Genomic DNA, 26,071 nt, shown 5'->3' on the forward strand with positions numbered 1-26,071 from the left:
CGATATCTCCACTCTATAGTTCAAAATATATTATAATAAAAAATATCGTAAAATTAATTACCTAAATGCTTTTAAAACGAGTGCTGCATTATGTCCGCCAAAACCAAAAGAATTACTTAATGCATAATTAAACTCGGCATTCTTTCCTTCGTTAGGTACGTAGTATAAATCACATTCTGGATCTGGATTTTTATAATTTATGGTTGGCGGTAAGAATCCATCTTTTAGGGCTAATGCAGTTATAATTGCTTCAATTGCACCTGATGCTCCTAAAAGGTGCCCTGTCATTGATTTTGTAGAACTAATCGGAAGTTTGTATGCATATTCTCCAAAAACAGATTTAATTGCTGCAGTTTCATTTTTATCATTTGCTTTAGTAGATGTTCCATGAGCATTTATATAGCCAATTTCAGATGGCATTATTTCAGCATCTTCAATAGCAAGCTTCATGCACCTGGCTGCTCCTTCTCCACCTTCAGCTGGAGCAGTTATATGGTAGGCATCATTTGTACATCCATATCCGACTATTTCTGCAATAATATTTGCTCCTCTATTTAAGGCATGCTCAAGTTCTTCAAGTATTAAAACCCCGGAGCCTTCACCCAATATAAATCCATTTCTATCTATATCAAATGGCCTGCTTGCTGTTTCCGGATTAGGATTTGTTGTCATTGCTTTCATTGTACAAAAACCTGCTAAGGTAAGCCTTGTAACAGATGCCTCTGCTCCTCCTGCAATCATAATATCTGCATCATTCCTTTGAATTACTTTAAACGCATCCCCAATTGCATTAGAAGAAGAAGCACATGCTGTCACTGTACACTCATTATAACCTTTTGCTCCAAATTTTATCGCAACAAGTCCTGAAGCCATATTGCATATCATCATAGGCACTAAAAATGGGCTGACTCTTCTGTAGCCTTTTGCTAGAAATTCGTTGCACTGGTTTTCTACAGTTTCTATTCCACCTGTACCACTTCCAATTATTACTCCCAATCTTTCTTTATTAATTTTCTCCAAATCAAGTTTCGAGTTTTCCATTGCCATTTGAGCTGATGCTAAAGCAAATTGTGCAAATCTATCTGTTCTCTTAGCTTCCTTTTTGTCCATAAAGTCTTCAGGATTAAAATCTTTTACTTCTGAAGCAACTTTCGTTGGTATATCAGAAACATCAACTCTTTCAATTTTACTAATTCCACATTTCCCAAGTTTTATGTTTTGCCAAAGTTTATCTGCGCCAATTCCAAGAGATGAAACTGCGCCTACACCTGTAATAACTACTCTCCTGTTCATTATTAAACTCCTTTCCAATTTCATAAAATAGTATTAATATTTTAAATTTTCATAGTATTTACTTTAATGGTTATAATAGATATAATAAATAAAATGAACACAAATAACCTTTAATATTATTTTAATGGAAATTACTCATTAAAATGAACAGATATTGCTTTTTAATATGATAACTATTTATAAAAAGGTGTTTAATTATGAAAGACTTAAAAGAAACTATTATTGAAACTATAGATTATATTGAAAATAATCTTTATAACAAAATTTCTTTAGATGATATATCTCTCCACACAGGGATATCAAAATATTATCTACATAGAATTTTTAAATCTTTAACAGGAGAATCTATCATAGAATATGTTCAAGCACGAAAGTTAACCTCTAGTATTAACGAACTTATTAGTACTAACATGAGAGTTATAGATATAGCTTTAAATTACGGATTTGACTATGAGCAGTCTTATATTAGGGCTTTTAAGAAAAGTTTTGGGTGCACACCACTAAAAGTAAGATCAGAACAAACTTCAATTAGCTTAATACTTAAAGAAAAAATTAATGTAAATGATATTTTATCTTTAGGCAATACCGTTACTTATACTCCACACTTTGTATTTAAACAGAAATTTAATTTAATTGGTATTAAGCACAAGATATTAAGTAAATCTGGTGATAAAAGCGCTAATGCATATGGAAGAGATTTTTTTTATAATCATAAAGATAGCATCCGTAGTATAATAAACCCTCATGAATATTATGGATTTACAGACTGGGGCAGTGATGAGTTTATTTATTATGTTCCAAGTGTCCAAGTGTCTGACTGCAATTATATTCCTGAAGGAATGACAAGTATCTCTATACCTTCTCATAAATATGTAGTTTTTCGCTTGGTAGGTTTTTTTCGACCTGATGATCTTAACGGGAGACATTTAGGACGTTTACTCGTTCAGTTATATAGAAAATGGATTTTCAATTCTGGTTATGAATTTGCTGATACCTTTAGATTTGAATATATAGATAGTTCAATATCAAAGGATAATTACTGCGAATTATATGTTTATCAACCAATAAAAGATATTGAAAGAAAAATGGAGTTGGTCTAAAATGTTTTTTTTGACTAACTCCATTTTCCATAATAAACAATACAAAATTAAATCTATTAATATAATATCTAAAAATTCTACATGAATGCAATTCTAGTTTTAGTTAAGACTGAATATTGTATATTAACAACTTAATTAATAGAGATTTAATTGTGGCCTTTTAAAAATTTTAGGGAGGAAAAATCTCATGGAACTTACTCTGTTATTAGTAACTGGATTCTGTTGGACATTAGTTTATCTCCAAATGATTTATCTTGGTTTTAAAGAAAAAACTTATGGAATGCCATTTATTGCATTAGCACTTAACTTTTCTTGGGAAGCACTCCATTCCTACCTTGGTTTAAAAACTAATTTTCCTAGTGTTCAAACATGTATTATTTTAGTTTGGTTATTATTAGATTTTTTTATCATTTGTACCTACCTGTTATATGGAAAAAAGTATTTTCCTAAACAAACAAGTAAAGAATATTTCATTCCTTGGACTATAATTATATTTATAATGTCCTTTGTAATTCAATACTTTTTTGTTGTTGAATTCAATGAACTAGGAAAAGTTTACTCAGCATTTATTCAAAACCTTATAATGTCTGTATTATTTATTATTATGCTTGTTCAAAGAACAGATACAAAAGGTCAGAGTTTATTCATTGCTATAAATAAATGGGTTGGTACTTTAGCTCCTACAATTTTATATGGTATTATCTGGGGATGCAAATTAGTCCTTATACTCGGAATCTTCTGCTCAATTTTCGATATTCTTTATATACATTTCCTAGATAACGTAATGAACTCTTCAGCGGCAGACAAAAATACTTCTATAACAAACCTAAAATTTCATAACAATAAGAAAAACAAATGATTATTGGAGGATAAAAGCTTTTAAAATATTTCAACAATGATTTTTCTCATCATTATTTTTCTTTTGATAAAGCTCAAAAAATCTTGATATCTAATAATTTGTAGCGTAGATACCAAGATTTTTCAGCTTACTTATATCCAATTTTCACAGAATCTGAATTCTATTTTTGAGCTTAATATCTACTTTAGTGCCTTCTTAAATTTCATAATATTTATAAAACCCAAAAAAATAAAACAAGTACAATGGAAAGCAAATCTATATTTTGTACAGTTTATCTGTCGTTTCTTTGTCTGAAGGTGTATGAACTGCAATTTTAATTTGAGGGTTACTTGATAAATCAAAACTGGTAAAATCAAAGTTCAACTCACCTAATCCGTCTATTATCAGCTTTTTCCTAAATTCTTGTTCAAATGCTACATTATGATCCAGCCACAGTTTCTTAAATTCAGGGCTCTCCTCTATCAATTCTTTAATAAAATTATTAAACCATTGATCACCTGTATAAATACTACATGAAAGCCTAAATTGAGCAACTATCCACTTTGCAACCTTATTCCATTCTACAAATAATTCCTTATATTTAGGATTAGTAAACATTCTCCATATTGTATTTCTCTCTCTCCCATTCATTTTATCAAAATCACCAAAAATAACTTTCGCAGTATTATTCCAGCCAATAACGTTCCAATATTGATCTGAAGCGAATGAAGGATATGGCTCCAATTTATTAAGTATATTCTGAAATACGTTACTAATAAATTGAGGTTCTCGCAACAATTTTGGCTTTGGCATGGTTAATTGAGCTAGTGAAAAAATATATTGCATTTCAGTTTCATTTAATAAAAGAGCCTGTCCAATATTTTCTAGAACCTGTTCTGATACCTTTATTGGCCGATTTTGTTCAAGCCAAGTATACCAAGTCAAGCTAACATTTGCCAATTGAGCAACTTCCTCACGCTTTAGCCCCAAAGTTCTTCTCCTATTTCCGTAAGGTAATCCAACTTGAGTTGGTGAAATCTTATTTCTTCTAGATTTTAAGAATTGGCTTAATTCTTTATATCTTTGTTCATTATTCATATTAAACTTATTCCTTCCTAAAAAATATCCTATTAGCTTTTATAATAGTATAATTTGTAAACTTGTTAAATTATCCCTAACTAAATTATACTAAAAGCAGAAAATAAAAAAAGGTAAACGGAGGTATACTTATGAATATAATTGCAGTAAATGGTAGTGGAAGGCCGTTTGGCAACAACCATCATGTCCTAAGTACTTACTTAGATTTTTTTAATAAAAGCAACCATACTACTGAATTAATCCAGCTTTGTAATCTACAAATTACAAATTGCAAATCTTGTTATAACTGCAAAACAAATGATAATCAATGTATAATTGAGGATGATATGACCATAATCTCTAAAAAGATTTTAGAATCTGATTTAGTAATTCTTAGCTCACCAATATATATGTGGCAAGTTTCTTCACAAACTAAATTATTTATGGAACGACTTTATCCATTTTTTCATTTTGATAGACCTTCTGATATAAAGGATAAGAAACTGATTTTAGTTTTTACACAAGCCTCAGCTGATGAAAAGTTATTTGAAGCTTACTTTGAACATATTAAAAATTCTATGATTTTTCTAGGTTTTAATGTAATTGATATGATTGTCTTGCCAGGATTACGGAATCCAGATGATTATGACAAGTACCCAGATAAAGCAGATAAAATTAAAGACAAATGCAAAGAATACATTAGTAAGCATCTTTCTTAAATAAATTATTATTTTTTCAAAGAAGGCCCTTTTAGTTTGAAATTTAAATCATTAACTAAAAGGGCCATTCAAAAATATTATTTACTTATCTTTTTTATCAATACTTTACTTATTCTTTTTCTATCACATTTTAAAATTATAAATTCATAATTTTCATAGATAACTTTTTCCTTTACTTTCGGATATGATCCTAGCTGAAAATAGACCCACCCTCCAATAGTATCTATATTTTCATCTTCGATATCTATTTCCAATAATTCGTTAATATCATCAAGAAGAACCTTTCCATCTACAACATAGCTGCCGTTTTCAGTTTCTCTTATATCTTCCTCACCATCATCGTCAAATTCATCTTGAATTTCTCCAACTATTTCTTCTAATATATCCTCAGTAGTTACAAGTCCTGATGTTCCACCAAATTCATCAATAATTATTGCCATTTGAGCCTTTTCTTCTTTAAAAGTTTTAAATAATTCACTTATTGATAATGATTCAGGAACAAACTTTATTTCTCTAATAATTCCTTCTATATTTTCATTACTTTCAAATTTAAGCTTAAATAAGTCCTTAATATGGATAAACCCAATAACATTGTCTTTACTATCTCTACATACTGGATATCTTGTTAATTGTTCTTCTAAAACAAACTCTACAATTTCATCAAAGGTATCCTCAATAAAAATACATGCCATATCAGTTCGAGGTATCATGATTTCTCTTACAGTTTTCTCCGAAAAATCAAATATATTATCTACAAAAGTTAATTCTGTTTGATCTATTAAACCATGCTTATAGCTATCCTCAACCAAAAGCTTTATTTCTTCATCTGTATGAGCAGCTTCCTGCTCATCAATCTGTGAAATTCCAAATATCTTTAATACTAAATTTGTACTATGATTAAAAGTCCACATTATTGGATAAGTTAGCTTATAAAATGCTATAAGCGGCAAAGCTGTATACAAAGCTATTTTTTCTGTATTTATAATTGCTAATGATTTAGGAGCTAACTCTCCAAGAACAATATGAAGTCCAGTTATGATAGAAAATCCTAAAACAACTGCAATTGAGTGTAACGTAATTTCTGGTAGATTAAATAAATTAATTAATGGTCTTAACATATCTGCGAGCGTTGGCTCTCCAACCCAACCTAAACCTAAAGAAGCTAGAGTTATTCCTAGTTGACAAGCAGATAAATACGCATTTAAGTCTGTAACAACTCTTAAAGTATGTATAGCATTTTTATCTCCTTCAAGAGATAAGGTTTCTATCCTAGATTTTCTTACCTTTACCATTGCAAATTCTGTTGCTACAAAAAAACCATTCATAAATACTAAAAAAATTACAATGATAATATTTGTTATAATAATCATAATATTGATAGTTTCCCTCCTAAGTTGATGTAGTAAATATACTACTTAATACTATCTTAAATAATAAGTAATATTATACCACATATTATTTATTAAATTTTAAGATAAGGTTAAATAATTATTTTTTTTGATTTTAAATTTAAAATTAAACGTATGCAAATCTATGTATATTGCTAATGTAATGCTTTTAGTACAAAATAATAAAAAATATAGAACATATACTTCATTTTTACCTATATTGAGATTAATTATATCATTTATATTAATAAAAAAGGCATAAAACAATTCTTCTGTTTAATACCTTTTTTATAAACATACTTTTTCCATTTATTGTCTACATATAAATTAAAACAATTTATTTTAGTTTCTAGATAAATTTTAGAATAAAATTTATCTAGAAAGAGAACATAAAATTAACTGTTCGAATTCTTTCAAGCATATTAAAGGAGGATTACAATGAAAATATTTAGAAAAACATTTATCTTTATTATAATTTTAATCTTATTCTTTATCACATTTATAGGTAGTACTAAAAATAGTATATGTACAAGTGCCCAAACTGTTCCTGGAAAAACTATTAGAGTTGTTGTCCTCATATCATCCTTTGATGATGCCTATATTTCTTTAGTTCGACAAAATTTAGAAAGTATTCAAAAGGAGAATAGCGGGAAAATTGAATTTTTTTTCTTTGATGGTAAAGGAAATCAAGATATACAAAATGAAACTATGACTTCAGTCTTTGAAACTGATTTTGATTTAATATTAGCAAACTTAGTTGATATTAGTACAAATACAGTAGATTCATTCATTAATAAAGTTAAGCAAAAAAATGTTCCTGTAATTTTATTTAATATAGCTCCAGTAGTGACAGATTCTATTAAATCTTATCCAAAAGCTTTCGTCGTTGCAACAGATGCAGCACAATCTGGTATGTTGCAAGGAAAAATTATTGTCAACGAATGGACTAATAATAAAGCACTGATTGATAAAAATAAAGATAATATACTTCAATATGTTATGATAACAAGTAAAAGTAATAATACTTTAACTTCTGCGCGAACTAAATATTCAGTTTCAACAATTAATGATGCCGGTATAAAGACCCAAGAAATTGCAAAAGTTACTTCAGGGAATACCAAAGAGTCTGCAAAAGTTGACTTCGAACAAATATTTTTACGTTTCAGTACAAAAATTGAATCAATAATTGCTAATGATGATACAATGGCTATAGGTGCCATTGAAGCTTTACAAAAATATGGCTATAACACAGGCGATCCCTCAAAAACAATTCCAGTAGTTGGCGCTAACGCCATACCAGAGGCAAGGGAATTAATTAAAAGGGGTATAATGACTGGGACAGTCGTTCAAGACGCTCCAGCTATGGCTGAGGCACTTTATAAAATTGGAATGAATTTAGTTTACAATAAAAATCCTCTTGATAATACCAATTACAAATTTAATGAAACTGGTGTTGTAATCGAAATGCCTTATTATGAGTATAAAAAATAGTTATAATATAATATTTAACCATCAAATATTATAACCATATTTTATTATTATAAAAATTAAATACAATCATTTATTATATTTTTCCCAAAATTTAATATTACATAACGTGAAAGAGCAGCCATAAAGGCTACTCTTAAAACTCTATCAAAACTTCTTTTACTTTCCATCTTTATTATAGATTGAAGGTAATGCTGCTTGAATTTGACTTAATTGATTTTTAAGTTTTTCATTTTCTTCCTTTAATTTAGCGTTAATGTCTTGCAATTGTTTTATGCCATATACCTGATTTAATAGTGCATCTTTTCCTGCACTAATCTCACCAATTATATTTTCCTTTAATTCAGTAATATCTTTTTGTGTCAATTCAGGAAATTTTGAAATCAACGTTTGATCAAATTTATCCATTTTTAGCTTTAACATATTTTCTATTGTGTTTGAGATTCCAAAATCTTCATCAATCATATCCCATATTTCTTTAGCTTTTGTTACGTAATTAGGATGTTTTAACATTTCTTTCTTCAGTCCAGTTTTTTCTAATCTGCTCGATATTACTTTTTCAATCGGCTTAATAATTGTTTCTAACATTAAGAGTACCCTTCTTTCTTATTTTATATTTAATAATATGAAATACTTACTATAAAGGCTACTCCTTAATTACTAATTAGAATAAAAAATGCAGCCAAATACTTGACTGCATTAATGATATAAGATTATGAGATTATGAGTTATTGAGATTCTTGGGATTTGTTTTTCTGTGTATGTATATATAATAACATAATGTGACAAAATAATCTATATATTTTACTTTTTTATCTACATTTTTTTATTTCCGACTGTAATTCCGTCATTTTTTACAATATTTGTGGCTTTTTTATCTATTACTATATCTTTGCTCTTCTCCCTCATTAATACCATAATTAATATATAAACGCCAGATAAATTTTATTAAAAATAACACAATATTGGTTAGTTTTCACATAAAAGCTAACCAATATTGTGTTACCAATGTATTTTTAACAATCACATTATTTTAGTTTTCCAAAATCATTAAACTGATAAAATACGAATTGAGCTTTTCCTTCAATTTTTGAACTATCTATATAATGATCTTTCCAATATCGAGCATCCAATGATATTGGCCTATTGTCTCCTAGGAAGAAGTACTTGCCCTCCGGCACTTCAAAATTTCCATTATATTGGTCTTTATTTTTTACATAATCCTCGTTTAATTTTTCACCATTTACAGATACTTCGCCATTTCTTATTTCTATCTTATCCCCTGGTAATCCTATTAACCTCTTTACCAACGTCTCACCAAGTTCATCAGAATAAAATACAATTATATCTCCTCTTTTAAGGTTCCCATAATTATATATCCTAGTTACTAATACTTTATCATCTTTATTTATTGTTGGAATCATTGATCCCGTAGGAACATATACATTAAAAAATACAAATTGCCTTAATAGAAACACTATTACTAACGCACTAAGTATTGGAATTACCCATTCTTTAAAAAAATTACTTTTCTCTGTTCCTTTTTTTTTAATTTCATTATTCTCTTCCAAACTAACTCCCACCTCAAACTGCATATTTTTTAATAGTCTTAGATATATTATACTTTTATCTTTTTATCACTTCTTAATATATCCTCTTTACTAACTATTTTCAACTCCCATGCTTTAAATTATACAGATTATTAATTTTCTAAAGAGATATTACTTAAGCTCATTACGAATAAAAAATAATTTTTCCTATTACCTTTTATACATATACTATTCAAGAACAAATCCAGAGTCACTTTTAATAGCTTCAATAAAGGCCTTTGCAATCTCTGGATCGAATTGTGTTCCTGCACATCTTTCAATTTCTATTAAGCCCTCTTCACAAGTTTTCCTATTATTATATGGTCTATTTGATGTCATTGCATCGAAGCTGTCTACAACTGTAAGAACTCTTGCTAGATAAGGTATTGCCTCACCTTTTAATCCACTTGGATAACCATTACCATCATATCTTTCATGGTGATATAAAATTAATGGACTTATATCCTGCAGTGATTCCACAGATTGAATAATTTCCACGCCGTTAACAGGATGCTGTTTCAACTCTTCCCATTCTTCATTAGTAAGCTTCATCTTTTTTAGAAGTATTTCTTTACTAATATTAATTTTACCTATGTCATGCATGTAAGCACCATATATTAAAATTTCCCTGCTCTTTTTGTTCAGTTTAAGCTTATCAGCAATAATCCTACAGTAGCTTACAACTCTTTCAACATGTCCATAAGTATATTTATCCTTAGCATTAATAACGCTGATTAAAGTTTTAATAGATGCAACAAGCTCAATATCTTTTTCGTCTATATTCTTTTTGATTTCATCTAAAATTGATGTGTAAACCTCAACCCTATTTTTATTAAAAAACTTTGCCCTATATAGAGCATCATCGGCACTTTTTATTAACTCCACATCATTTTTAGCTTTATCTGGATAAACAGATACCCCTATTGATGCAGTAATTTTATTTCCAGGCTGAGTCTCCTCTCCTTCGAAATATGTACATTCTATTTTTTCTCTTAATTTTTCTGCTACACTCAATGCCTGTTCTTCACTTGTATCCGGCAATAATATCGCAAATTCCTCTCCACCATACCTTGCAGCTATGTCTTGACTTCGTATGCTTACCTTAATAATCTCTCCTATTAATTTAAGAACATAATCTCCCTTTTGATGTCCATGGGTATCATTATATTGTTTAAAATAATCTATATCTAAAAAAATCATGGATACAGGCATATTATTCCTTTCTCCACTCCTAATTTTCTCTATTAATGTATCATAAAAATATCTATGATTATACAACTCAGTGAGCCCATCAATATTGGCAATCTCTTCTAATTTATTTATATGTTCTCCTTCGATTTTTACATAAAAGCCCAAAGGCCACGCTGTTAATATAAATATTCCCGCTAAAATTAAGTCATTTTCAAAATACGTATTTATAACTGTATTTGGTTCAATAAAAAGATCCATTGATAAAATAATTATCGCTGAAATACTTGAAACTATAATTCCTTGCTTCATACCTGATTGAATTGTTGTCGTAATTATTATAAACAGATACAAAAATTTATATGGACTTTTATCTGCACCACAGATAAATATTACTCCTGAGAATAATGCTATAAAGAGCAGTGTCTCAATCTTATTAGTTGCTACTGAAAAGCTATTTTTAGTTGAAAACAACCATCCTAGATAAATTAAAATTAAAAGTAATAATGGCACAAACAGACCCACAAGTGTATACGACGACTTTGAGGCAATTACCTCCAAACTATCGCTTTTAACAAATTCCTTGCAGAATATAATACCTATAAGTAAAAGCGAGGATAATTTTACTATGGATACTATATCGTTTATTTGCTTTTGTCTATTGTTCTTTACGTTTCTCATATAATATACCTCATAATAATCATAATGAGACTGAAATATCCAGCCTCATCTTTTGCTAATTATTCATCTCTTAAGCATTTTGGTTCTTCTGGTTGATATATGGCAAAAACACATGCTGAAGTTGCTATGATTGAAGCAAAAACTGTTGCTGCTGTTGCTATAGTCATTAAAATCTTCTTTTTCAATTAATACACCTCCTTTTAAATTAAATCTTATTTAAAGAGTTTATCTAATCTTCTTACAACTAAATGACCATATTTAGTTAGTGAAAAAACTTGCCATAGCATTCCCATGCAGATACATAAAGAATATTTTAGTGCATTTGTAGTACTATTAAAGTAAAATGATACGATTTCAACTATAACAATAATTAAATAAACACTCAAAATCATCATGGAATTCTTTTTTAATCTATTTCTCTTTTGAAGATTCTTTATAGGCTTGGCTGGACTATCTACAGGTGCTAATTTTTTCACAACATAATACGACCATATAAATGCAAAAATCCCCCCTAAAACAACAAATTTAAAATCAATAATCATGTATTTCGATATTAATCCTAGGCCAACACTAATTACAGTTCCAATTACAGCGCATCCTCCTGGCGAACTGGCATGAACTCCTCCTGAAGCTTTTCTTAGTATACTAATTGTAAAAGCTACTATTAATGCTTCTTCACAAACATCAAAAATTAATCCAAAAATCATTACAAGCAATATGCAAATTCCCATTTGAATAAAAGCTAATATACCGTAATTTATTACTTCTCTCTGATCATCACCTAAATTTAATTCTTCTGAAATATTATTTGAAATTCTTTTACATATATTTTCAATTCTTATCATTTTTAGATTTTCCCTTTTTTCTTAAATAATAATAACCAAATATGATAAATGCAAAACCAAACAGTGATGGTAACCCATATATTGTTTTCGGTATTGGATTAATCATTATAGATTCCAACTTTTCCTTTAAAATAATGTTTAATACTAACATATTTAATAACTCAACAATAAACAAACATATAGTAAGTATTATCGAAGATTTCATCGCTAAAATCATATCTATTTTACTAATATAAACTAGAAGTATAATTTGTATTATAATACTCAAAATAGTATGTACACCATAATTTATTGGAAGCATTCTTATAAAAAAAGTGCTTATTGCTAATAAAATACTAGAAATTAAATACCTTTTTATATTCAGTTCTTTATTTGATAATATATAACCTGCAAAAATAATTATAAATGCTTCCGGAATTGCTCTTACTATAAATTCAAACGCTGTTAATTGTAACATGTCATTTCCCCCTTTGATGCTAAATTGTTAATTTTCTTGATAGAATTATATATTACAATAAAAACAAATACTCTAATAAACACATCCCCAATACTAAGAATACTATAACCTACATCTATAAAATCAGTTAATATTTTTAAATTGGTTTGTGAATTACCTAACATGTGAATATCCTTTACCAAACTAAAAGTATCTGGTTTAACATACCCGGTTAAATAAGATAACGTTGGATATGCCGGCATGAAACCACCATTAGCTTTAATTGCAATATTGTTTAATAACCCACCGAAAAGCATTGAGACTACTCCTATTATTGAACTTATATATATTTCATACTTAAGTATTAACAGTAAGTGTAAACCTAAATAAACAGGTTCCAGTCGTCTTATAAATCCAACATATTCATAATTTCCGGAAAAAATTATAGCTTGTTCAATTAAATAAATTATTTGGAATACAATCAAAGGATAAATAGTCCATGATTTAAACAATGGCTTTACCTTATATCCTTTTTTTTTAGCCAATAGAAAAGCAAGCAATACTGTTTCCGCCATAAATCCTCCTAAAAATTATATAGTACTTATTCTACTATTTCATAACATACATTATAATATCATTTTCCCTTCATTACCACATTTTTCAGAGAATTATTTATATTATACCTGATTTTTTCACCCAAGTTTCAAAATATATTTAATCAATCTAACTTATTTGACCTACAGTATCCCTTACGATTTTCAAAATCAAAAATCAAATTACTAATTTTACAGAAAAAAAGGTAGGAGTTTTTATTTCAATTCTCTTACCCTTCCCATATTCTAATTTAATTTATGTTTAAAACTAACATCTTTTATAAAACTCATTATTTAAGTTTAAGGTTCTCAATTCCTTATAACATTTCTCAATTTCCACTGGAATATCAATATGAGCAATAAAGTTTTTTCCCTTAGGACCATATCCATATTCATCATCCTTTAATCTTGGTATTTCGCCCATAATGAGTTGAAAATATCTTTCCTCATTCCAAATTCCATCAACATCACTATTAATTAATTTTAAATCATTATTAATTATCGGAATAAAAGGAGCATAGTTTATGATTTTAGTTTTTTTATAATCAATATATTTCAAAAATGATGCATAAGTCCTAAGCTGCATAGTAGGGTCTTGAATCAAAAGTAATGAGCTATAATTAATATTTAATTCCTCTAGCAATTTTACTGCCTTTAAAGCATTATCTCCGCAATTAGTAGATTTATTTTCTACAATTATTTTATTTGGTTCGATATTATAAAACTTAGTCATAATTTCAAAAAATATATCAGCTTCAGCTTTATTATCTACATCAATAAAATTAAAATTATTATTATTTCTAATTTGCTTCCTTAAAAGTTCTGTAGAGTGACCTATTCCCCCATTAATTAAAATTTTATCGCATAAATTATTCCTAATCGCCTCAGCAGTACATTCTATGGTATATGGAATAGAATTTCCTAATAAAACCAAAATGTCAACCTTCTTAATTCCATACTCTTTTTCCAGTTCTCTACTATCCAAATTATTAATATCTCTAGCCGCAAGAAATTCAGCTATTTTATTAATACAATATTGAATTTTTTCTTTTTCCATAATTCCTCCTATATTTTAATGAACGTTATCTATTTTCACACTTAAAACATTTACTACTTATTATCAAAACTATCTTTTCCAAAACATATCTATTTATTTGCCTTTGTAAAAGATAGAATTACAATCGTTATAATAATTAATGTAGTTCCTATCCATTGCGCTATCCCTAACGGAATATTAAGCCATAATACAGATAAAATAGCAGCTGATAATGGCTCTGCTGATGATAGTATACTAGCTTCTGTTGGATGTACATACTTTAAGCTTTCCAAATAGCAATAAAAAGCAATTAAGGTTCCAAATAAAACTACAAATATAACAGCCAGGACCGAATTCATCGACCAAGTACCAGTAAAGTTCCATGGTTTGTGAATAAAACTAAATACTATCCCGCCTATAAGCATCCCCCATGCCACAGTAATCGTAGAACCGAATTTATTTAATAAATATTTAGGCTGCAATGTATAAAAGGCAGCTGCGAAAGCTGAACTTATTCCCCAAAATAACGCTAACTTGGATATTGAAATGCTATTTACATTGCCCTTTGTAATTATTAAAAATGTTCCTAACATAGCTAACACAACACTTAATATTTCCACGACGCTTGGACACCTCTTGCTTCTAATTGCTAAATAGCAAGTTATTATTACAGGAGATAAATATTGAAGTATCGTTGCTGTTGCCGCATTTCCATATTTTATAGCAGCAAAATAAGTATATTGAACACTTAACATTCCTGCAATACCAAATAATAAAATATTCAGACAGTCATATTTAGATTTCCAAACATCCCATATTCCTTTATTACCTATTATGAATGCATATATTAGTAAAATTAGCCCTGATAATAATAATCTAATGCTTACCAGCCATTCTGGGGTAAATTGACTTTTTTCAAATAAATATTGAGCAACTGTTCCAGATACCCCCCATAGCATAGCACTTATAAGTATTAATGCTATTCCTTTTTCCCTTCCATTGAGTTTCATTGTTTCTCTCACTTTCTTTTTTACATTCAATATCTTTAATTAATAAATTATACCATGTTTTTTTATAGAATTATGAATATAGTTTTCAAATGTAGTATGCGGGATATATTAAACTCTAGAAATTTTAACAAAATAAAAAAGATAGATTAAACCTTTGAGAATAATCTATCTCTTATAGTCCATAATAACTTTATGTTCCTCTTCTATCAAAAGTATATAAAGCCATTTGTAAACTTATATTATCAACACTCTAACATATATTACCAAAACTCAAGAAAGTTTATAACAATCTCATTATTTTCAATTATAACGTAATATCCTCTAAGGTTATCTTTTCATTATACTTTTCATTGTATTCTTCAATCATTCCAATTAAATTTCCCTTATACTCTTTAAGTTCATCTTTATTATTTATTTTAACATAAGTAAAATTTGTTCCACTCTTATAAGTCTTACTTACAACTTTAACTTTAAATCCCTTTTGATATTCTTTAACATGCGCATATATCATTTCGTAATCAAATAACTTTCTATCTTTAATTAATCTCATTATATCTAAACTTGGGTACTTTATTTCATATTCTAAAATCTCCTCCATATTTAATCCACCTCCGTTATATTTTATTATTTGTATTTTAGTAATTTTATTTTTCCCTTTATGCTTATTCAATAAACCATTCATATCTTAACTAAACTTCATTTTATTAAAATCTAAAAAAATAGATTAAACGCTAAGTCTAATCTATCTTCAAAAATTATAGGCAAATAAGGGAAACTGTTACTTTTATATATTTATTTCAGTAACATATTTAAGCAATAAAATTAACACTTTCCAAAACCACCCAAAATACTTTTTCAATAATTAAACCAAATTTTATTTTAATGCTTTTTTCTTTTCTTATCAAGTCTATTTTGAAGGTGAGTAGATTTATCATAATAACTCGTATGAAGAAGCTCATTTGCTTTTACTCCATCAGGTTCCCCAATATAATTTTTATACATATTATGAATCCTTTCATTTTCATCTGAAACTCTTTTTACTGATTTTATATCTATATCACTTAAAACATCTGTTCTAGACTTTATATAGTCTTTTTCAATTAAGCTATTTGTTGCTTTATCGTACAACTGAATTTTTATTGCATTAGCCCTGCAAATATTGCTACATAATTTGCATCCAACACATTTTTCTTTTTGTACTTCTGCCCTTCCATTTACATTATATTGGATGGCATTAACTGGACAATTTTCAATGCACGTACCACAGATAATACATAAGTTCTCATTAATGTCAGATTTTTTTTCAATTCTTGGTGCTCCACTTCCATTTACACACCCCCCACGGCAAGCCATAACTTCAATATACAGATAATCCTTCCACTTTCCACTATTTAAGAATCCATCTATTTCTCTTAATCCATTAATTACTGCTACTTTGTATTTTTGACCTCCCAAAGAAATATTAGCTTCTTTGATATTATCATACCCGAAAACTTTGTTAAATTGCATACGGCTCACTTCTGATATGTCACTATTTAAATAATTTGCAGCTGTTCTAAGTATTGAGTTCATTGCACCTCCACTTATCCCAAATATATCTGCTGCCCCGGTATGTTCGCTCATAAAAGGATTAGTTTGCTCATTAGGTATCGCTGTAATATCTATTCCTTTTTCTTTCAAAATTTCAGCATATTCACTAGTAGTCAAAACTATATCAACGTCCTTATAGTTATTTCTCCCCATTTCCTCTCTCTCAGCTTCATATTTTTTTGCTGCACATGAATTAACAGAAACTGTAACTATATTATTGGGTAAAATATTATACGTATCTGCAAAATATGTTTTTATGCCTGCTCCCATCAGCTGCTGTGGAGATTTTGAAGTTGAAATATATTGTAATACTTCTGGATGAAAGTGTTCTGCATATCTAATCCAAGCTGAGCAACATGATGTGAACATTGGAAGCCTTTCTTTATTAGCGATTCTCTTTATCAGTTCAGTACTTTCTTCTACTGTTACCATATCAGCTCCAAACTCAGTATCAAATACATTTTGAAATCCTAATTTTTTAGCCGAAGGAGCTATTTTCCCGCCAACGTAAGTACCTATTGGTAGATTAAATTGCTCCCCCAAGGTTGCTTTAACTGAAGGAGATGAAATTAATACTAAGTATTTTCCACTATTTAAAGCTTCTTTTACTAATTCCACATCATTTCTTATACTCATGGCTTCTGTAGGGCAAGCTATTGCGCATTGTCCACAATAAATACATCCGCTATCTCCAAAAGATCCTTGTTTAGGATCCACCGTTTTTTTACCATTATTAACTTCTTTTAATATGGCTACCTTAGTTTCCTTAGCGCATGTAAATGCGCATGCTGTACATCCTATGCATTTTTTTTTATTTATTTGCATTATATTATCATTTTGAACTCTGCTATTCTTTTTTGATTTCCCCATATATTATACTTCTCCAAATTACTTATTCTATATTATAATTACTTTTGCAGAGGAGTTAATATTACTATTTATTTAATAATAAATATAATTACTTTTTCTCTTGGTAATAATATAATTAAGATATATTAAATTTAAGTCCCCATAATCCTAATCCTTTAATTAAAGCAGGTGAATATATGTATTATATTGTATATGATTTAGAATTTAACCAAAAAATAAATAGTTCATCGGAAGTGAGTAGTACTACTATTAAATCTAAAAAAGATTCAAGTGTAGATATGCCTTTTGAAATTATTCAAATTGGAGCAGTAAAACTTAATGAAAACTTTGAAACAGTATCCACTTTTGATTCTCTAGTTAAACCAACTTTATACAAATCCATTCATCCCTACATAGAAAGTTTGACAAGAATAACACTTGATAAGATCGTTTCATGCAAAAATTTTATTGAGGTTTATGAAGATTTTGTAAAGTTTATTGGGAGTGAAGAAGTTATACTATGTGTTTGGGGAATGGCTGACATTAAGGAACTTATTAGAAATATAAAATATTATAATTTGCCTGATTTAAAGAACTATAAATACATCGATGTTCAAAAGTATGCTTCAAAGTATTTTAATGCTCCTAATAAGTCAAGGATTGGATTAAGAAATACAATAGAGTTCTTGCATTTGCCAATGGAAAATGAATTTCATGATGCTTTTAATGATGCTGCTTATACTGCAGAAATTTTTAAGATTATCTATAATAATACTATGAAACCTATGTTATACACTCCTGCTCCATCAAAAAGGATATCAAAACCTAAAGAAAAAATTGATATGACTTCCCTAATAAATGAATTTGAAAAAATCTATAATAGAGAGATGACAAAAGAAGAAAAGACCATAATAAGACTTGCTTACATGATGGGACGAACAAGGCAGTTCATTATAAAAAAATAATATTTACATTTTAATCTATGACATTATAGTATTTTACTTTATTGTTATTCAAAGAAAAAAGGATAACCTTCCTATTGTGCTATCCTTTATATTCTTTGTACCAAGAATTTATTATATTACTATTTGTCCTTTTGCTTAGGAATATTATTTCTGAATTCTACAGGTGTTACTCCATGAGCTTTTTTAAATAATCTTATGAAGTGCTCGACATTTTCATAGCCTACCTGCTCTGCTATGTTCTCTACGGTCATGCCACTTCCTTTTAGCAGGTTCTTTGCTTTGTCCATTCTAATTTGCTTAACTATATCTCCAAATGTACTATTAGTACTTTCCTTAATATATTTTGATAAGTACGGCTTCGATAAAAAGAACTTTTCTGAAAGTTTTTCTAAAGTCACTGTTTTATAATTAGATTGAATATAATGCAATACTTCAGTCATTCTTTCATCAGATCTCCTCATATTCTTAATTTCATCTAACTGATTAACTGCTACTGCTAAAGCTGCTATAGAAGAATTTATAATATCATCTTCTATTCCTACTCCCCAATAATGCTTATCATTACATTTTATCCCCACATAAGTAACTGCTTTCGAAGAAGAACCACTAGATAATGAATGCTCTTCATAAACATCTAACTCATAGTTAACTTTAAAATATTCCTTAATTGCATTGCTTACTGCATCCAATCTTCCATTTCCTTGTGATGTCACACATTGTGTTTTCCCACCATGGCAAATTGTGGTGTCAGCTGTGATTTTTGTTCCCTGTCTAAAGTGACATTCTGGAATTTGAAATACATGTGAATTACGAATATATTTTTCTTCTAAAATCTTATAAATCACCTCAGGAGTTAATTCTTTATGAGCTTTATCAGATACATCTTTAACTGTATATCCAAATGCTTCCCTCATTTGCTTTGGAAGTGAAATCCCAAAATTCTTTTGCAATATATAATCAACCCCACCTTTACCCGATTGACTATTGATACGTATTACATCAGAATCATACTGACGCCCAACATCCATTGGATCAATTGGCAAATAAGGTACCTCCCAATAATCATCCGAATTATTTTCACGCCATTTCATTCCCTTTGAAATAGCATCCTGATGAGAGCCTGAAAAAGCTGTAAATACTAATTCACCTGCATAAGGCTGACGCATACCTACTTGCATTCTCGTTAATCTTTCGTAAACTTCACATATTTCGGACATATTTCTTAAATTAAGCTTTGGGTCCACTCCATGTGAATAAAGATTCATAGCAACCGTAATAATATCTAAATTTCCCGTCCTCTCACCATTACCAAATAGAGTTCCCTCTACTCTATCTGCTCCTGCAAGTATACCAAGCTCCGCATCACTTACCCCTGATCCTCTATCATTATGTGGGTGTAAACATAATGTTACAGCATCTCTAAATTTCAAATTCTTATGAATATATTCGACTTGACAGGCAAACACATGAGGCATGGCATTTTCAACTGTAGTTGGAATATTAATAATTGCTTTCTTTTCTTTTGTAGGTTTCCAAACATCTAAAACAGCATTACATACTTCTAACGCATAATCTACTTCAGTTCCTGGAAAACTTTCTGGACTATATTGAAATGAATAATTGCCTTTCTCTTTCTCAGCAATTTTTTTCAAAAGTTTAGCTCCATCAACTGCAAGTTTTTTAATTTCATCTTTAGATTTACCAAATACCTGCTCTCTTTGAGCAACAGATGTAGAATTGTATAAATGAATTATGGCATGTGGCGCGCCTTTTACTGCTTCAAATGTTTTTTCTATAATGTGCTTTCTTGCTTGGGTTAGCACCTGAATTGAAACATCAGCTGGAATCATATCCTTCTCAATCAACGTTCTTAAAAATTGATATTCTGTTTCAGAAGCAGCTGGAAATCCAACCTCAATTTCCTTAAATCCTATTTCTATCAACATCTTAAAGAACTCTAATTTTTCTTCTAAGCTCATAGGTTCAATTAATGCTTGATTTCCATCACGCAAATCAACGCTACACCATCTAGGTGCCTTATCTATATAATCTTTCTTTACCCAATCATACGTCACCACTGGTGGCATAAAATACATTCTCTTATACTTTTGAAAATTCTCCATAACTTTCACTCTCCTAAATATTTTATGACTCTCTTCCGTTTCTTAGATTTTATGTTATATAGCATAACACATTTTAAACGCAAGTCCCAGTGACATATTTAATCATTTTTATTGATCTATTTTAATCTATATTTATATAATGGCCTTCCAACTTTCCCATACTCAATAATCTTTTCTAATTGACCTTGCTTACTCATATAATCAAGATATTTTCTAACAGTAACTTTTGCTATACCTAATTTTTCAGATAATTCTTCTGTAGTAAAATACTCATCTTTAATATTGTCAAGTTCCGTTACTATTGAGTTATAGGTATACTTATTAAACCCCTTTTCAAGGTTTAATTTTAATTCCTCTTCATTACCTTCTTTGTTTTTACTAGCTAAAATAAGCTTATCAAGCTCAACCTGCTCAATTGTTTCATTACTTTTAAAACTATTTATTCTCTCTCTAAAAATGCTAAGAGCTTCATTAAACCTTTCAAATGTAAAAGGTTTTATTAAATAGTCTACAACTCCATATCGAAAAGCATCTTTTACTCTATCTATACTCTTATCCGCTGTAATTAATATTACATCTGATGATATTTCATTTTTTCTTAACCACTTCAATAAATCTATGCCATTTTCATTTGGAAGAAAAACATCTAGCAAAATTAAATCTATAGTATTATTCTCCAAAATTTCTTTTGCCTCTGAAAGATTGCTAACAGCTTTCTCTAATACAAAACCTTGAACTTTATCTAAAAATTTAGAGTTTATTTGCCTAACCATGGGATCATCTTCAACAATCATAGTTTTAATCATGTTTATAGCTCCTTTCCATAGGTATGGTTACACTCCACTCAGTGCCATTGCTTACTTTAAAATTAATGTTTCCTTCAGCTTCGTCAATAATTTTTTTAACTATATACATGCCAAAGCCTCGCTCCCCTTCTTTACTTGTAGTTCCCATGTTATAAATAGAATTTTTCATATCCTTACTAATACCTGGACCATTATCTTTTACAATTATTTTTACTTTTTCCTCTTCTTCAAGTATCTTCATATATATTTCACCAGTTCCGTCATTTTTAACTGCGTCTATAGAATTGTCTATTAAATTTCCAACTATAGACACAAGTTCTTCAGATGTCATATACTTAGGCAGCTTAGTAATTTTCGAAGTATCATCTATAATTAAATTAATTCTTTCTTCTTCACATTTACTATATTTTGATAATATTAATGCTGCTAAGGATACATTCTTAATTTTATCAGATATTATAGTTGTTATACTCTTTTTACTTTCAACAATGGTATTAATAAACTTAGTTACTTCATCATATTCTTCCAATTGAATAAGTCCAGAAATTGTGTGTAATTTATTCATAAATTCATGATTCTGTGCTCTAAGTGACCAAGTCATTTTACGTATACCAGTTAGTTCTTCAGCCATTTTACGTACTTCAGTTAAGTCCTCAAAAGTTACAACTAAACCTAAAATTTTATTTTTAAGTCCCCTGATAATACTATATTTACACATAATATTTAAGCCTGGACGCACTTTTATTTCTATATTCTCCATTGATTTTCCGGTATTTAGCACCATTTGAACCATACTTTCATATGTAAAATTAGTGATTGGTTTTCCTATATCTTCCTGAGTTAGTTTTAAAATTTCACCGGCTCGCTCATTAAACAATGTTATGTCCCCATTATTGTCTAAAGCAATTATACCTTCTTTTATGTTTTCAATTACAATTTCTTTCTGCTTTAAATTTAATGCTATTTCTTCAGGTTCAAGACCAAATATAGCTTTTTTTATATCATAGGAAAGAGCTATAGCACCTGAAACTCCTAAAATTAGCCCCATTAATACAATAGGTATAAACTTATACATTTTTGTGTATACTTCATTATCAAATTTATTATATAACATCCCAACTGCTACTGCCCCTATCTGCTTATTATTATCATCATAAACAGGTACAAAAGCTCTTACAGCTGCCCCAAGGCTACCACTAGCCATTGAGATATATTGCTCTCCAGTTTTTAATACCCTTTCTTCATCTCCCCCAACAAACTTTTCACCAATTTTACTTTTATCCGGATGAGAATACCTTGTTCCATTCATATCCATAACCACTATATATTCAACATTTGTCTTTATTCGAGCTTTCTCTACTTCATTATTTAATAATTCATCAGAGATATTTTTATTCCCCATTAAACATTCTTTAACTTCATAAGTTGATGCAATGGAATCAGCTATGTTTAACATATTTTTATCTATTTGATCTCTTAATAAATTTTTCATTTCAATAAATGAAAGTATAGTTATGCTTCCAATAGAAATTATAAGAATAATTATTACAAAGGATATTATTTTTCCTTTTAATTTCATTTTATCACCCTTTATTTAGCTATATATTTTATTCATTAGATTTATATTAATTATATACAAAGAATTAATTATTACAAAATAATTTCCGATAGGTATTTGCTTAAAGTATCACATCTGCCAACTGCTGAACCACTTCTTTCACATCTATATTATTATCCTAAAAAATACATTGAAATCAGGACAATCACCTATTGATTCAACAGGTGATTGTCCATTTTTTATATACAGTGTTAAGTTTTAGAATAGAAATTATTTTTATTAATATATTAAAGTTTCTCTAGTAATTTTTTATGCTGCAACTTCACTGTTTAACTTTTTTGCTTTACTATTTCGAAGTAATTTAAATACATAAGATACAATGAATGGACAAACGATAGCAGATACTACACATGCAGCTGCAACTTGAGCAGTAGCAATTGTTGCTATAGCAGCTAGTGTTGGATCTGCTACTGCAACAGCTGCTGGTGTAGCTACAGCGTTTCCTGCAGTTGATCCTGTTGCTAGTCCAATTATAGGCTCTTCTCTAAACAATTTTAGAAGTATGAAAGCTCCGATTCCAGTTAGTGAAGCTATTACTCCTAATAATATACCAGGACCCCCAGCTGTTACAATAGTTGAAAGATTCATTCCTGCACCTAATGGGAATGAAAAGAATGGAATTAATAACATTTTACTGCTTCCAAGAAATTTTCTCATTTCTGGATCAATATTACCTAAAATCATACCTATTACTATCGGAACCATTACTGCTACAAGCGCCATAAAAGGAACTTGCGCAAGTCCTGATGCACCCAATGCGACCAATGTGAAAAATGGGCCATCTTTTAAAGATAATAAAGCATATGCACCAACATCAGTTTCATCGCCATATTGTGAAGCTAATGACGCATATAATCCACCATTACAATTTGTTAATGCAGAAAGGATTGCTAGTGGTGATAACCCTAATACTCCTGCTGGTCCAAAAACTTTTCCTACTATTATACCAATACCAGCACCTACTATAAATTTTCCTGATATTAATATTGCACCTTTCTTTATTGCCTTTGGCGCTAACTTAAAGTTAATTTGTGAACCAATCAAAAACATGAAACAAGCTAAAATCGTTGATGATGCCGCTGAACTAAATAATGCAGTTGTAAAGCCTCCGATTTTTAATACTTGTGGGCAAAATGTATTAACTAATACTCCTAGAAAAAGTGGAACGACCATCATGCCCCCTGGGATTTTATCAAGTGTTTTCTTTATTGGAATTTGCATATTTATACCTCCTAAAATTTCTATTTTTAATCTTTAAACCTTTACATAGAATACATAATAAGTTTTTATTATTTTTTTATCACTCAACTATGATTTTGTGGAATTTTATTATTTAGTCAAATTATTACTCTATAATTCTTAGCCTCAGTTTGTACATGCTCTAAAAATATTAAACCCGACCACTTAGACTCATGTACAAACTCAGCTAATATTTCAAATCTTCAAAATATTATCTCTTATTTTCTTGCAACTCCACTTTCTCTTGCAGCTTTTGCAATTGCTTCTGCTACTTTTGCAGCTACATTTTTATCTAATGAACTTGGAATTACGTTATCTTCATTTAAATCTTCATCTTTAATATAATTAGCTATTGCATAAGCTGCAGCAATTTTCATTTCTTCATTTATCTCTCTTGCCCTAACATCTAAAGCTCCTCTAAATATTCCTGGAAAAGCCAAAACATTATTTACTTGATTCGGGAAATCAGAACGTCCTGTTCCTACAACCCTAGCACCTGCTGCTTTTGCTTCATCTGGCATTATTTCTGGTGTAGGATTTGCCATTGCAAAAATTATTGAATCCTTATTCATTGCTTTGACCATTTCAGGTTTTAATACTCCCGGCGCAGATACTCCAATAAATAAGTCTGCACCAACTAAAGCGTCTGAAAGATTACCCTTGATATTATCTGGATTTGTTATTTCTGCTAATGCTTGTTTAGACGAATCAATATTTTCCATTCCTCTATACAAAATTCCTGATCTGTCACAAGCAATTAAATTTTTTACTCCTGAAGATAATAAAAGTTTAGCTATCGCAGTTCCCGCAGCTCCTGCTCCATTTACAACTACTTTTATATCTCCAATTTTCTTATCCACTACTTTTAATGCATTTAAAACACCTGCTAGCGTTACTATTGCTGTTCCATGTTGGTCGTCATGGAATACAGGAATATCAATTAACTTCTTAAGTTTTTCTTCAACTTCAAAGCATCTTGGTGCCCCAATATCTTCTAAGTTTATTCCACCAAAAGTTGGTGCTATTAATCTAACTGCATTAACTATTTCATCTACATCTTTAGAATCTACCAGTATAGGAAACGCATCTACATTTGCAAATTCTTTAAATAATATTGCTTTACCTTCCATTACAGGCATTCCAGCCATTGGCCCTATATCTCCAAGTCCGAGAACTGCTGAACCATCTGTAACTACTGCTACTAAATTTCCTTTCGAAGTATACTTGTAGACGTTTTCTTGATCTTCATGAATTTTTCTGCAAGGTTCTGCAACTCCTGGTGTATATGCAAGGCTTAGATCGTCTCTTGTTTCAACTTTAACTTTAGACTCTATTGAAATCTTTCCTTGTTTTTCTTCATGTAATTTTAAGCTTTCTTCAAAATAATTCATTTAAAACATCTCCTCTATATCTAAACATTTACATTTGATATTTAATACTTTATTGTTGTTGTTTGGTGTAACTAGATAATATCATTTTGTCTGAAAATTTAAAATATTTAGTAACTTTAAAATACATTTAGTAAATTAAGAATACTTTGTGTTTTGTTTAACAATACCTTTAATCCCTTACAAATTAACACTTGATCCTGTATCTATAT

Annotated in this window: 24 protein-coding genes; 5 read left to right on the forward strand and 19 right to left on the reverse strand. The window is 29.3% G+C overall.

Translation table 11 applies throughout. The features are described from left to right. Positions 1-57: 57 nt before the first annotated feature. Entirely contained in the window at positions 58-1,293 is a 1,236-nt protein-coding gene (gene fabF, locus COL3_RS27965) for a beta-ketoacyl-ACP synthase II (protein ID WP_008427451.1), read from the reverse strand. Between the two features lie 197 nt (positions 1,294-1,490). Here fabF and COL3_RS27970 point away from each other — a divergent pair, with 197 nt between their 5' ends. Together COL3_RS27970 and COL3_RS27975 are read left to right on the forward strand one after the other, a co-directional pair. Next, positions 1,491-2,393, forward strand: a complete 903-nt coding sequence (locus COL3_RS27970) for an AraC family transcriptional regulator (RefSeq protein ID WP_008427449.1) — start codon at positions 1,491-1,493, stop codon at positions 2,391-2,393. 187 nt (positions 2,394-2,580) lie between these two features. Further along, positions 2,581-3,252: a hypothetical protein gene (locus COL3_RS27975; RefSeq protein WP_008427448.1), complete on the forward strand. Its 672-nt coding sequence runs from the start codon at positions 2,581-2,583 to the stop codon at positions 3,250-3,252. 255 nt (positions 3,253-3,507) lie between these two features. Here the strand turns inward: COL3_RS27975 and COL3_RS27980 are convergent, their stop codons facing one another. Next, complete coding sequence (locus COL3_RS27980; RefSeq protein WP_008427446.1) at positions 3,508-4,329, reverse strand: helix-turn-helix transcriptional regulator; 822 nt, start codon at positions 4,327-4,329, stop codon at positions 3,508-3,510. Between the two features lie 131 nt (positions 4,330-4,460). Here COL3_RS27980 and COL3_RS27985 point away from each other — a divergent pair, with 131 nt between their 5' ends. Next, complete coding sequence (locus COL3_RS27985) at positions 4,461-5,027, forward strand: flavodoxin family protein (RefSeq protein WP_008427443.1); 567 nt, start codon at positions 4,461-4,463, stop codon at positions 5,025-5,027. A gap of 77 nt (positions 5,028-5,104) precedes the next feature. Here COL3_RS27985 and COL3_RS27990 read toward each other — a convergent pair whose 3' ends face one another. Next, complete coding sequence (locus COL3_RS27990; RefSeq protein ID WP_008427441.1) at positions 5,105-6,397, reverse strand: hemolysin family protein; 1,293 nt, start codon at positions 6,395-6,397, stop codon at positions 5,105-5,107. 456 nt (positions 6,398-6,853) lie between these two features. Here COL3_RS27990 and COL3_RS27995 point away from each other — a divergent pair, with 456 nt between their 5' ends. Next, positions 6,854-7,906, forward strand: coding sequence for a galactose ABC transporter substrate-binding protein (locus tag COL3_RS27995; RefSeq protein ID WP_008427440.1), 1,053 nt, complete (start codon positions 6,854-6,856; stop codon positions 7,904-7,906). Between the two features lie 156 nt (positions 7,907-8,062). Here the strand turns inward: COL3_RS27995 and COL3_RS28000 are convergent, their stop codons facing one another. The 11 genes from COL3_RS28000 to COL3_RS28050 form a co-directional block, all read right to left on the reverse strand. Beyond that, positions 8,063-8,491, reverse strand: coding sequence for a hypothetical protein (locus COL3_RS28000; protein WP_008427439.1), 429 nt, complete (start codon positions 8,489-8,491; stop codon positions 8,063-8,065). A gap of 440 nt (positions 8,492-8,931) precedes the next feature. Next, positions 8,932-9,474, reverse strand: coding sequence for a signal peptidase I (gene lepB / locus COL3_RS28005; protein ID WP_008427438.1), 543 nt, complete (start codon positions 9,472-9,474; stop codon positions 8,932-8,934). A 207-nt stretch (positions 9,475-9,681) separates the two neighbouring features. Continuing rightward, positions 9,682-11,361, reverse strand: a complete 1,680-nt coding sequence (locus COL3_RS28010; protein WP_008427437.1) for a diguanylate cyclase — start codon at positions 11,359-11,361, stop codon at positions 9,682-9,684. 59 nt (positions 11,362-11,420) lie between these two features. Then, on the reverse strand, positions 11,421-11,546 hold the full coding sequence (locus COL3_RS28015) for a cyclic lactone autoinducer peptide (protein WP_008427436.1): 126 nt from the start codon (positions 11,544-11,546) through the stop codon (positions 11,421-11,423). Between the two features lie 27 nt (positions 11,547-11,573). Further along, a complete protein-coding gene (locus COL3_RS28020) occupies positions 11,574-12,206 on the reverse strand; it encodes an accessory gene regulator B family protein (protein WP_008427435.1) in 633 nt (210 codons plus the stop codon). Next, positions 12,193-12,663: a hypothetical protein gene (locus tag COL3_RS28025; RefSeq protein WP_008427434.1), complete on the reverse strand. Its 471-nt coding sequence runs from the start codon at positions 12,661-12,663 to the stop codon at positions 12,193-12,195. Before COL3_RS28025 ends, COL3_RS28020 begins: the two co-directional genes overlap by 14 nt. Continuing rightward, entirely contained in the window at positions 12,651-13,217 is a 567-nt protein-coding gene (locus tag COL3_RS28030; RefSeq protein WP_008427433.1) for a DUF5317 family protein, read from the reverse strand. The genes COL3_RS28025 and COL3_RS28030 overlap by 13 nt, the downstream gene beginning before the upstream one ends. 286 nt (positions 13,218-13,503) lie before the next feature. After that, on the reverse strand, positions 13,504-14,292 hold the full coding sequence (locus COL3_RS28035) for a YdcF family protein (protein ID WP_008427432.1): 789 nt from the start codon (positions 14,290-14,292) through the stop codon (positions 13,504-13,506). A gap of 89 nt (positions 14,293-14,381) precedes the next feature. Next, positions 14,382-15,281 carry an EamA family transporter gene (locus tag COL3_RS28040; protein WP_008427431.1) on the reverse strand — a complete coding sequence of 300 codons (900 nt, stop codon included), beginning with the start codon at positions 15,279-15,281 and terminating at the stop codon, positions 14,382-14,384. Between the two features lie 304 nt (positions 15,282-15,585). Continuing rightward, on the reverse strand, positions 15,586-15,879 hold the full coding sequence (locus COL3_RS28045) for a hypothetical protein (RefSeq protein ID WP_099716791.1): 294 nt from the start codon (positions 15,877-15,879) through the stop codon (positions 15,586-15,588). A 281-nt stretch (positions 15,880-16,160) separates the two neighbouring features. After that, a complete protein-coding gene (locus COL3_RS28050; protein ID WP_008427429.1) occupies positions 16,161-17,741 on the reverse strand; it encodes a [Fe-Fe] hydrogenase large subunit C-terminal domain-containing protein in 1,581 nt (526 codons plus the stop codon). A 176-nt stretch (positions 17,742-17,917) separates the two neighbouring features. Between COL3_RS28050 and COL3_RS28055 the strand changes: the two genes are divergently transcribed. Then, positions 17,918-18,685 (forward strand): 3'-5' exonuclease, encoded by a 768-nt coding sequence (locus COL3_RS28055; protein WP_008427428.1) that lies wholly within the window; start codon positions 17,918-17,920, stop codon positions 18,683-18,685. 119 nt (positions 18,686-18,804) lie between these two features. Here COL3_RS28055 and COL3_RS28060 read toward each other — a convergent pair whose 3' ends face one another. From COL3_RS28060 to COL3_RS28080, 5 genes are all read right to left on the reverse strand, one after another. Further along, positions 18,805-20,808 (reverse strand): 2-isopropylmalate synthase, encoded by a 2,004-nt coding sequence (locus COL3_RS28060; protein WP_008427427.1) that lies wholly within the window; start codon positions 20,806-20,808, stop codon positions 18,805-18,807. Between the two features lie 116 nt (positions 20,809-20,924). After that, entirely contained in the window at positions 20,925-21,614 is a 690-nt protein-coding gene (locus COL3_RS28065; protein ID WP_008427424.1) for a response regulator, read from the reverse strand. Then, the gene (locus tag COL3_RS28070; RefSeq protein WP_242982209.1) at positions 21,607-23,106 is read right to left on the reverse strand and encodes a sensor histidine kinase; all 1,500 of its coding nucleotides are present in this window, start codon (positions 23,104-23,106) and stop codon (positions 21,607-21,609) included. The genes COL3_RS28065 and COL3_RS28070 overlap by 8 nt, the downstream gene beginning before the upstream one ends. A 375-nt stretch (positions 23,107-23,481) precedes the next feature. Then, the gene (locus COL3_RS28075; RefSeq protein ID WP_008427420.1) at positions 23,482-24,453 is read right to left on the reverse strand and encodes a 2-keto-3-deoxygluconate permease; all 972 of its coding nucleotides are present in this window, start codon (positions 24,451-24,453) and stop codon (positions 23,482-23,484) included. Between the two features lie 236 nt (positions 24,454-24,689). Next, the gene (locus tag COL3_RS28080) at positions 24,690-25,862 is read right to left on the reverse strand and encodes a malic enzyme-like NAD(P)-binding protein (protein ID WP_008427418.1); all 1,173 of its coding nucleotides are present in this window, start codon (positions 25,860-25,862) and stop codon (positions 24,690-24,692) included. Positions 25,863-26,071 lie beyond the last annotated feature (209 nt).

The organism is Clostridium sp. LS (assembly GCF_002760435.1).
In the GTDB taxonomy this organism is placed as follows: Bacteria; Bacillota; Clostridia; order Clostridiales; family Clostridiaceae; genus Clostridium.

Bases quoted from the DNA above. Each gene is read 5' to 3' on its own strand.
- COL3_RS28045 (WP_099716791.1), bottom strand. From the start codon at position 15,879: ATGGAGGAGATTTTAGAATATGAAATAAAGTACCCAAGTTTAGATATA.
- COL3_RS28020 (WP_008427435.1), bottom strand. From the start codon at position 12,206: ATGATAAGAATTGAAAATATATGTAAAAGAATTTCAAATAATATTTCA.
- COL3_RS27970 (WP_008427449.1), top strand. From the start codon at position 1,491: ATGAAAGACTTAAAAGAAACTATTATTGAAACTATAGATTATATTGAA.
- COL3_RS28025 (WP_008427434.1), bottom strand. From the start codon at position 12,663: ATGTTACAATTAACAGCGTTTGAATTTATAGTAAGAGCAATTCCGGAA.
- COL3_RS28065 (WP_008427424.1), bottom strand. From the start codon at position 21,614: ATGATTAAAACTATGATTGTTGAAGATGATCCCATGGTTAGGCAAATA.
- COL3_RS28055 (WP_008427428.1), top strand. From the start codon at position 17,918: ATGTATTATATTGTATATGATTTAGAATTTAACCAAAAAATAAATAGT.
- COL3_RS28075 (WP_008427420.1), bottom strand. From the start codon at position 24,453: ATGCAAATTCCAATAAAGAAAACACTTGATAAAATCCCAGGGGGCATG.
- COL3_RS27980 (WP_008427446.1), bottom strand. From the start codon at position 4,329: ATGAATAATGAACAAAGATATAAAGAATTAAGCCAATTCTTAAAATCT.
- COL3_RS28035 (WP_008427432.1), bottom strand. From the start codon at position 14,292: ATGGAAAAAGAAAAAATTCAATATTGTATTAATAAAATAGCTGAATTT.
- COL3_RS27995 (WP_008427440.1), top strand. From the start codon at position 6,854: ATGAAAATATTTAGAAAAACATTTATCTTTATTATAATTTTAATCTTA.
- COL3_RS28000 (WP_008427439.1), bottom strand. From the start codon at position 8,491: ATGTTAGAAACAATTATTAAGCCGATTGAAAAAGTAATATCGAGCAGA.
- COL3_RS28010 (WP_008427437.1), bottom strand. From the start codon at position 11,361: ATGAGAAACGTAAAGAACAATAGACAAAAGCAAATAAACGATATAGTA.
- COL3_RS28040 (WP_008427431.1), bottom strand. From the start codon at position 15,281: ATGAAACTCAATGGAAGGGAAAAAGGAATAGCATTAATACTTATAAGT.
- COL3_RS28070 (WP_242982209.1), bottom strand. From the start codon at position 23,106: ATGAAAAATTTATTAAGAGATCAAATAGATAAAAATATGTTAAACATA.
- COL3_RS28050 (WP_008427429.1), bottom strand. From the start codon at position 17,741: ATGGGGAAATCAAAAAAGAATAGCAGAGTTCAAAATGATAATATAATG.
- COL3_RS27975 (WP_008427448.1), top strand. From the start codon at position 2,581: ATGGAACTTACTCTGTTATTAGTAACTGGATTCTGTTGGACATTAGTT.
- COL3_RS27990 (WP_008427441.1), bottom strand. From the start codon at position 6,397: ATGATTATTATAACAAATATTATCATTGTAATTTTTTTAGTATTTATG.
- COL3_RS28060 (WP_008427427.1), bottom strand. From the start codon at position 20,808: ATGGAGAATTTTCAAAAGTATAAGAGAATGTATTTTATGCCACCAGTG.
- COL3_RS28030 (WP_008427433.1), bottom strand. From the start codon at position 13,217: ATGGCGGAAACAGTATTGCTTGCTTTTCTATTGGCTAAAAAAAAAGGA.
- COL3_RS27985 (WP_008427443.1), top strand. From the start codon at position 4,461: ATGAATATAATTGCAGTAAATGGTAGTGGAAGGCCGTTTGGCAACAAC.
- fabF (WP_008427451.1), bottom strand. From the start codon at position 1,293: ATGAACAGGAGAGTAGTTATTACAGGTGTAGGCGCAGTTTCATCTCTT.
- COL3_RS28080 (WP_008427418.1), bottom strand. From the start codon at position 25,862: ATGAATTATTTTGAAGAAAGCTTAAAATTACATGAAGAAAAACAAGGA.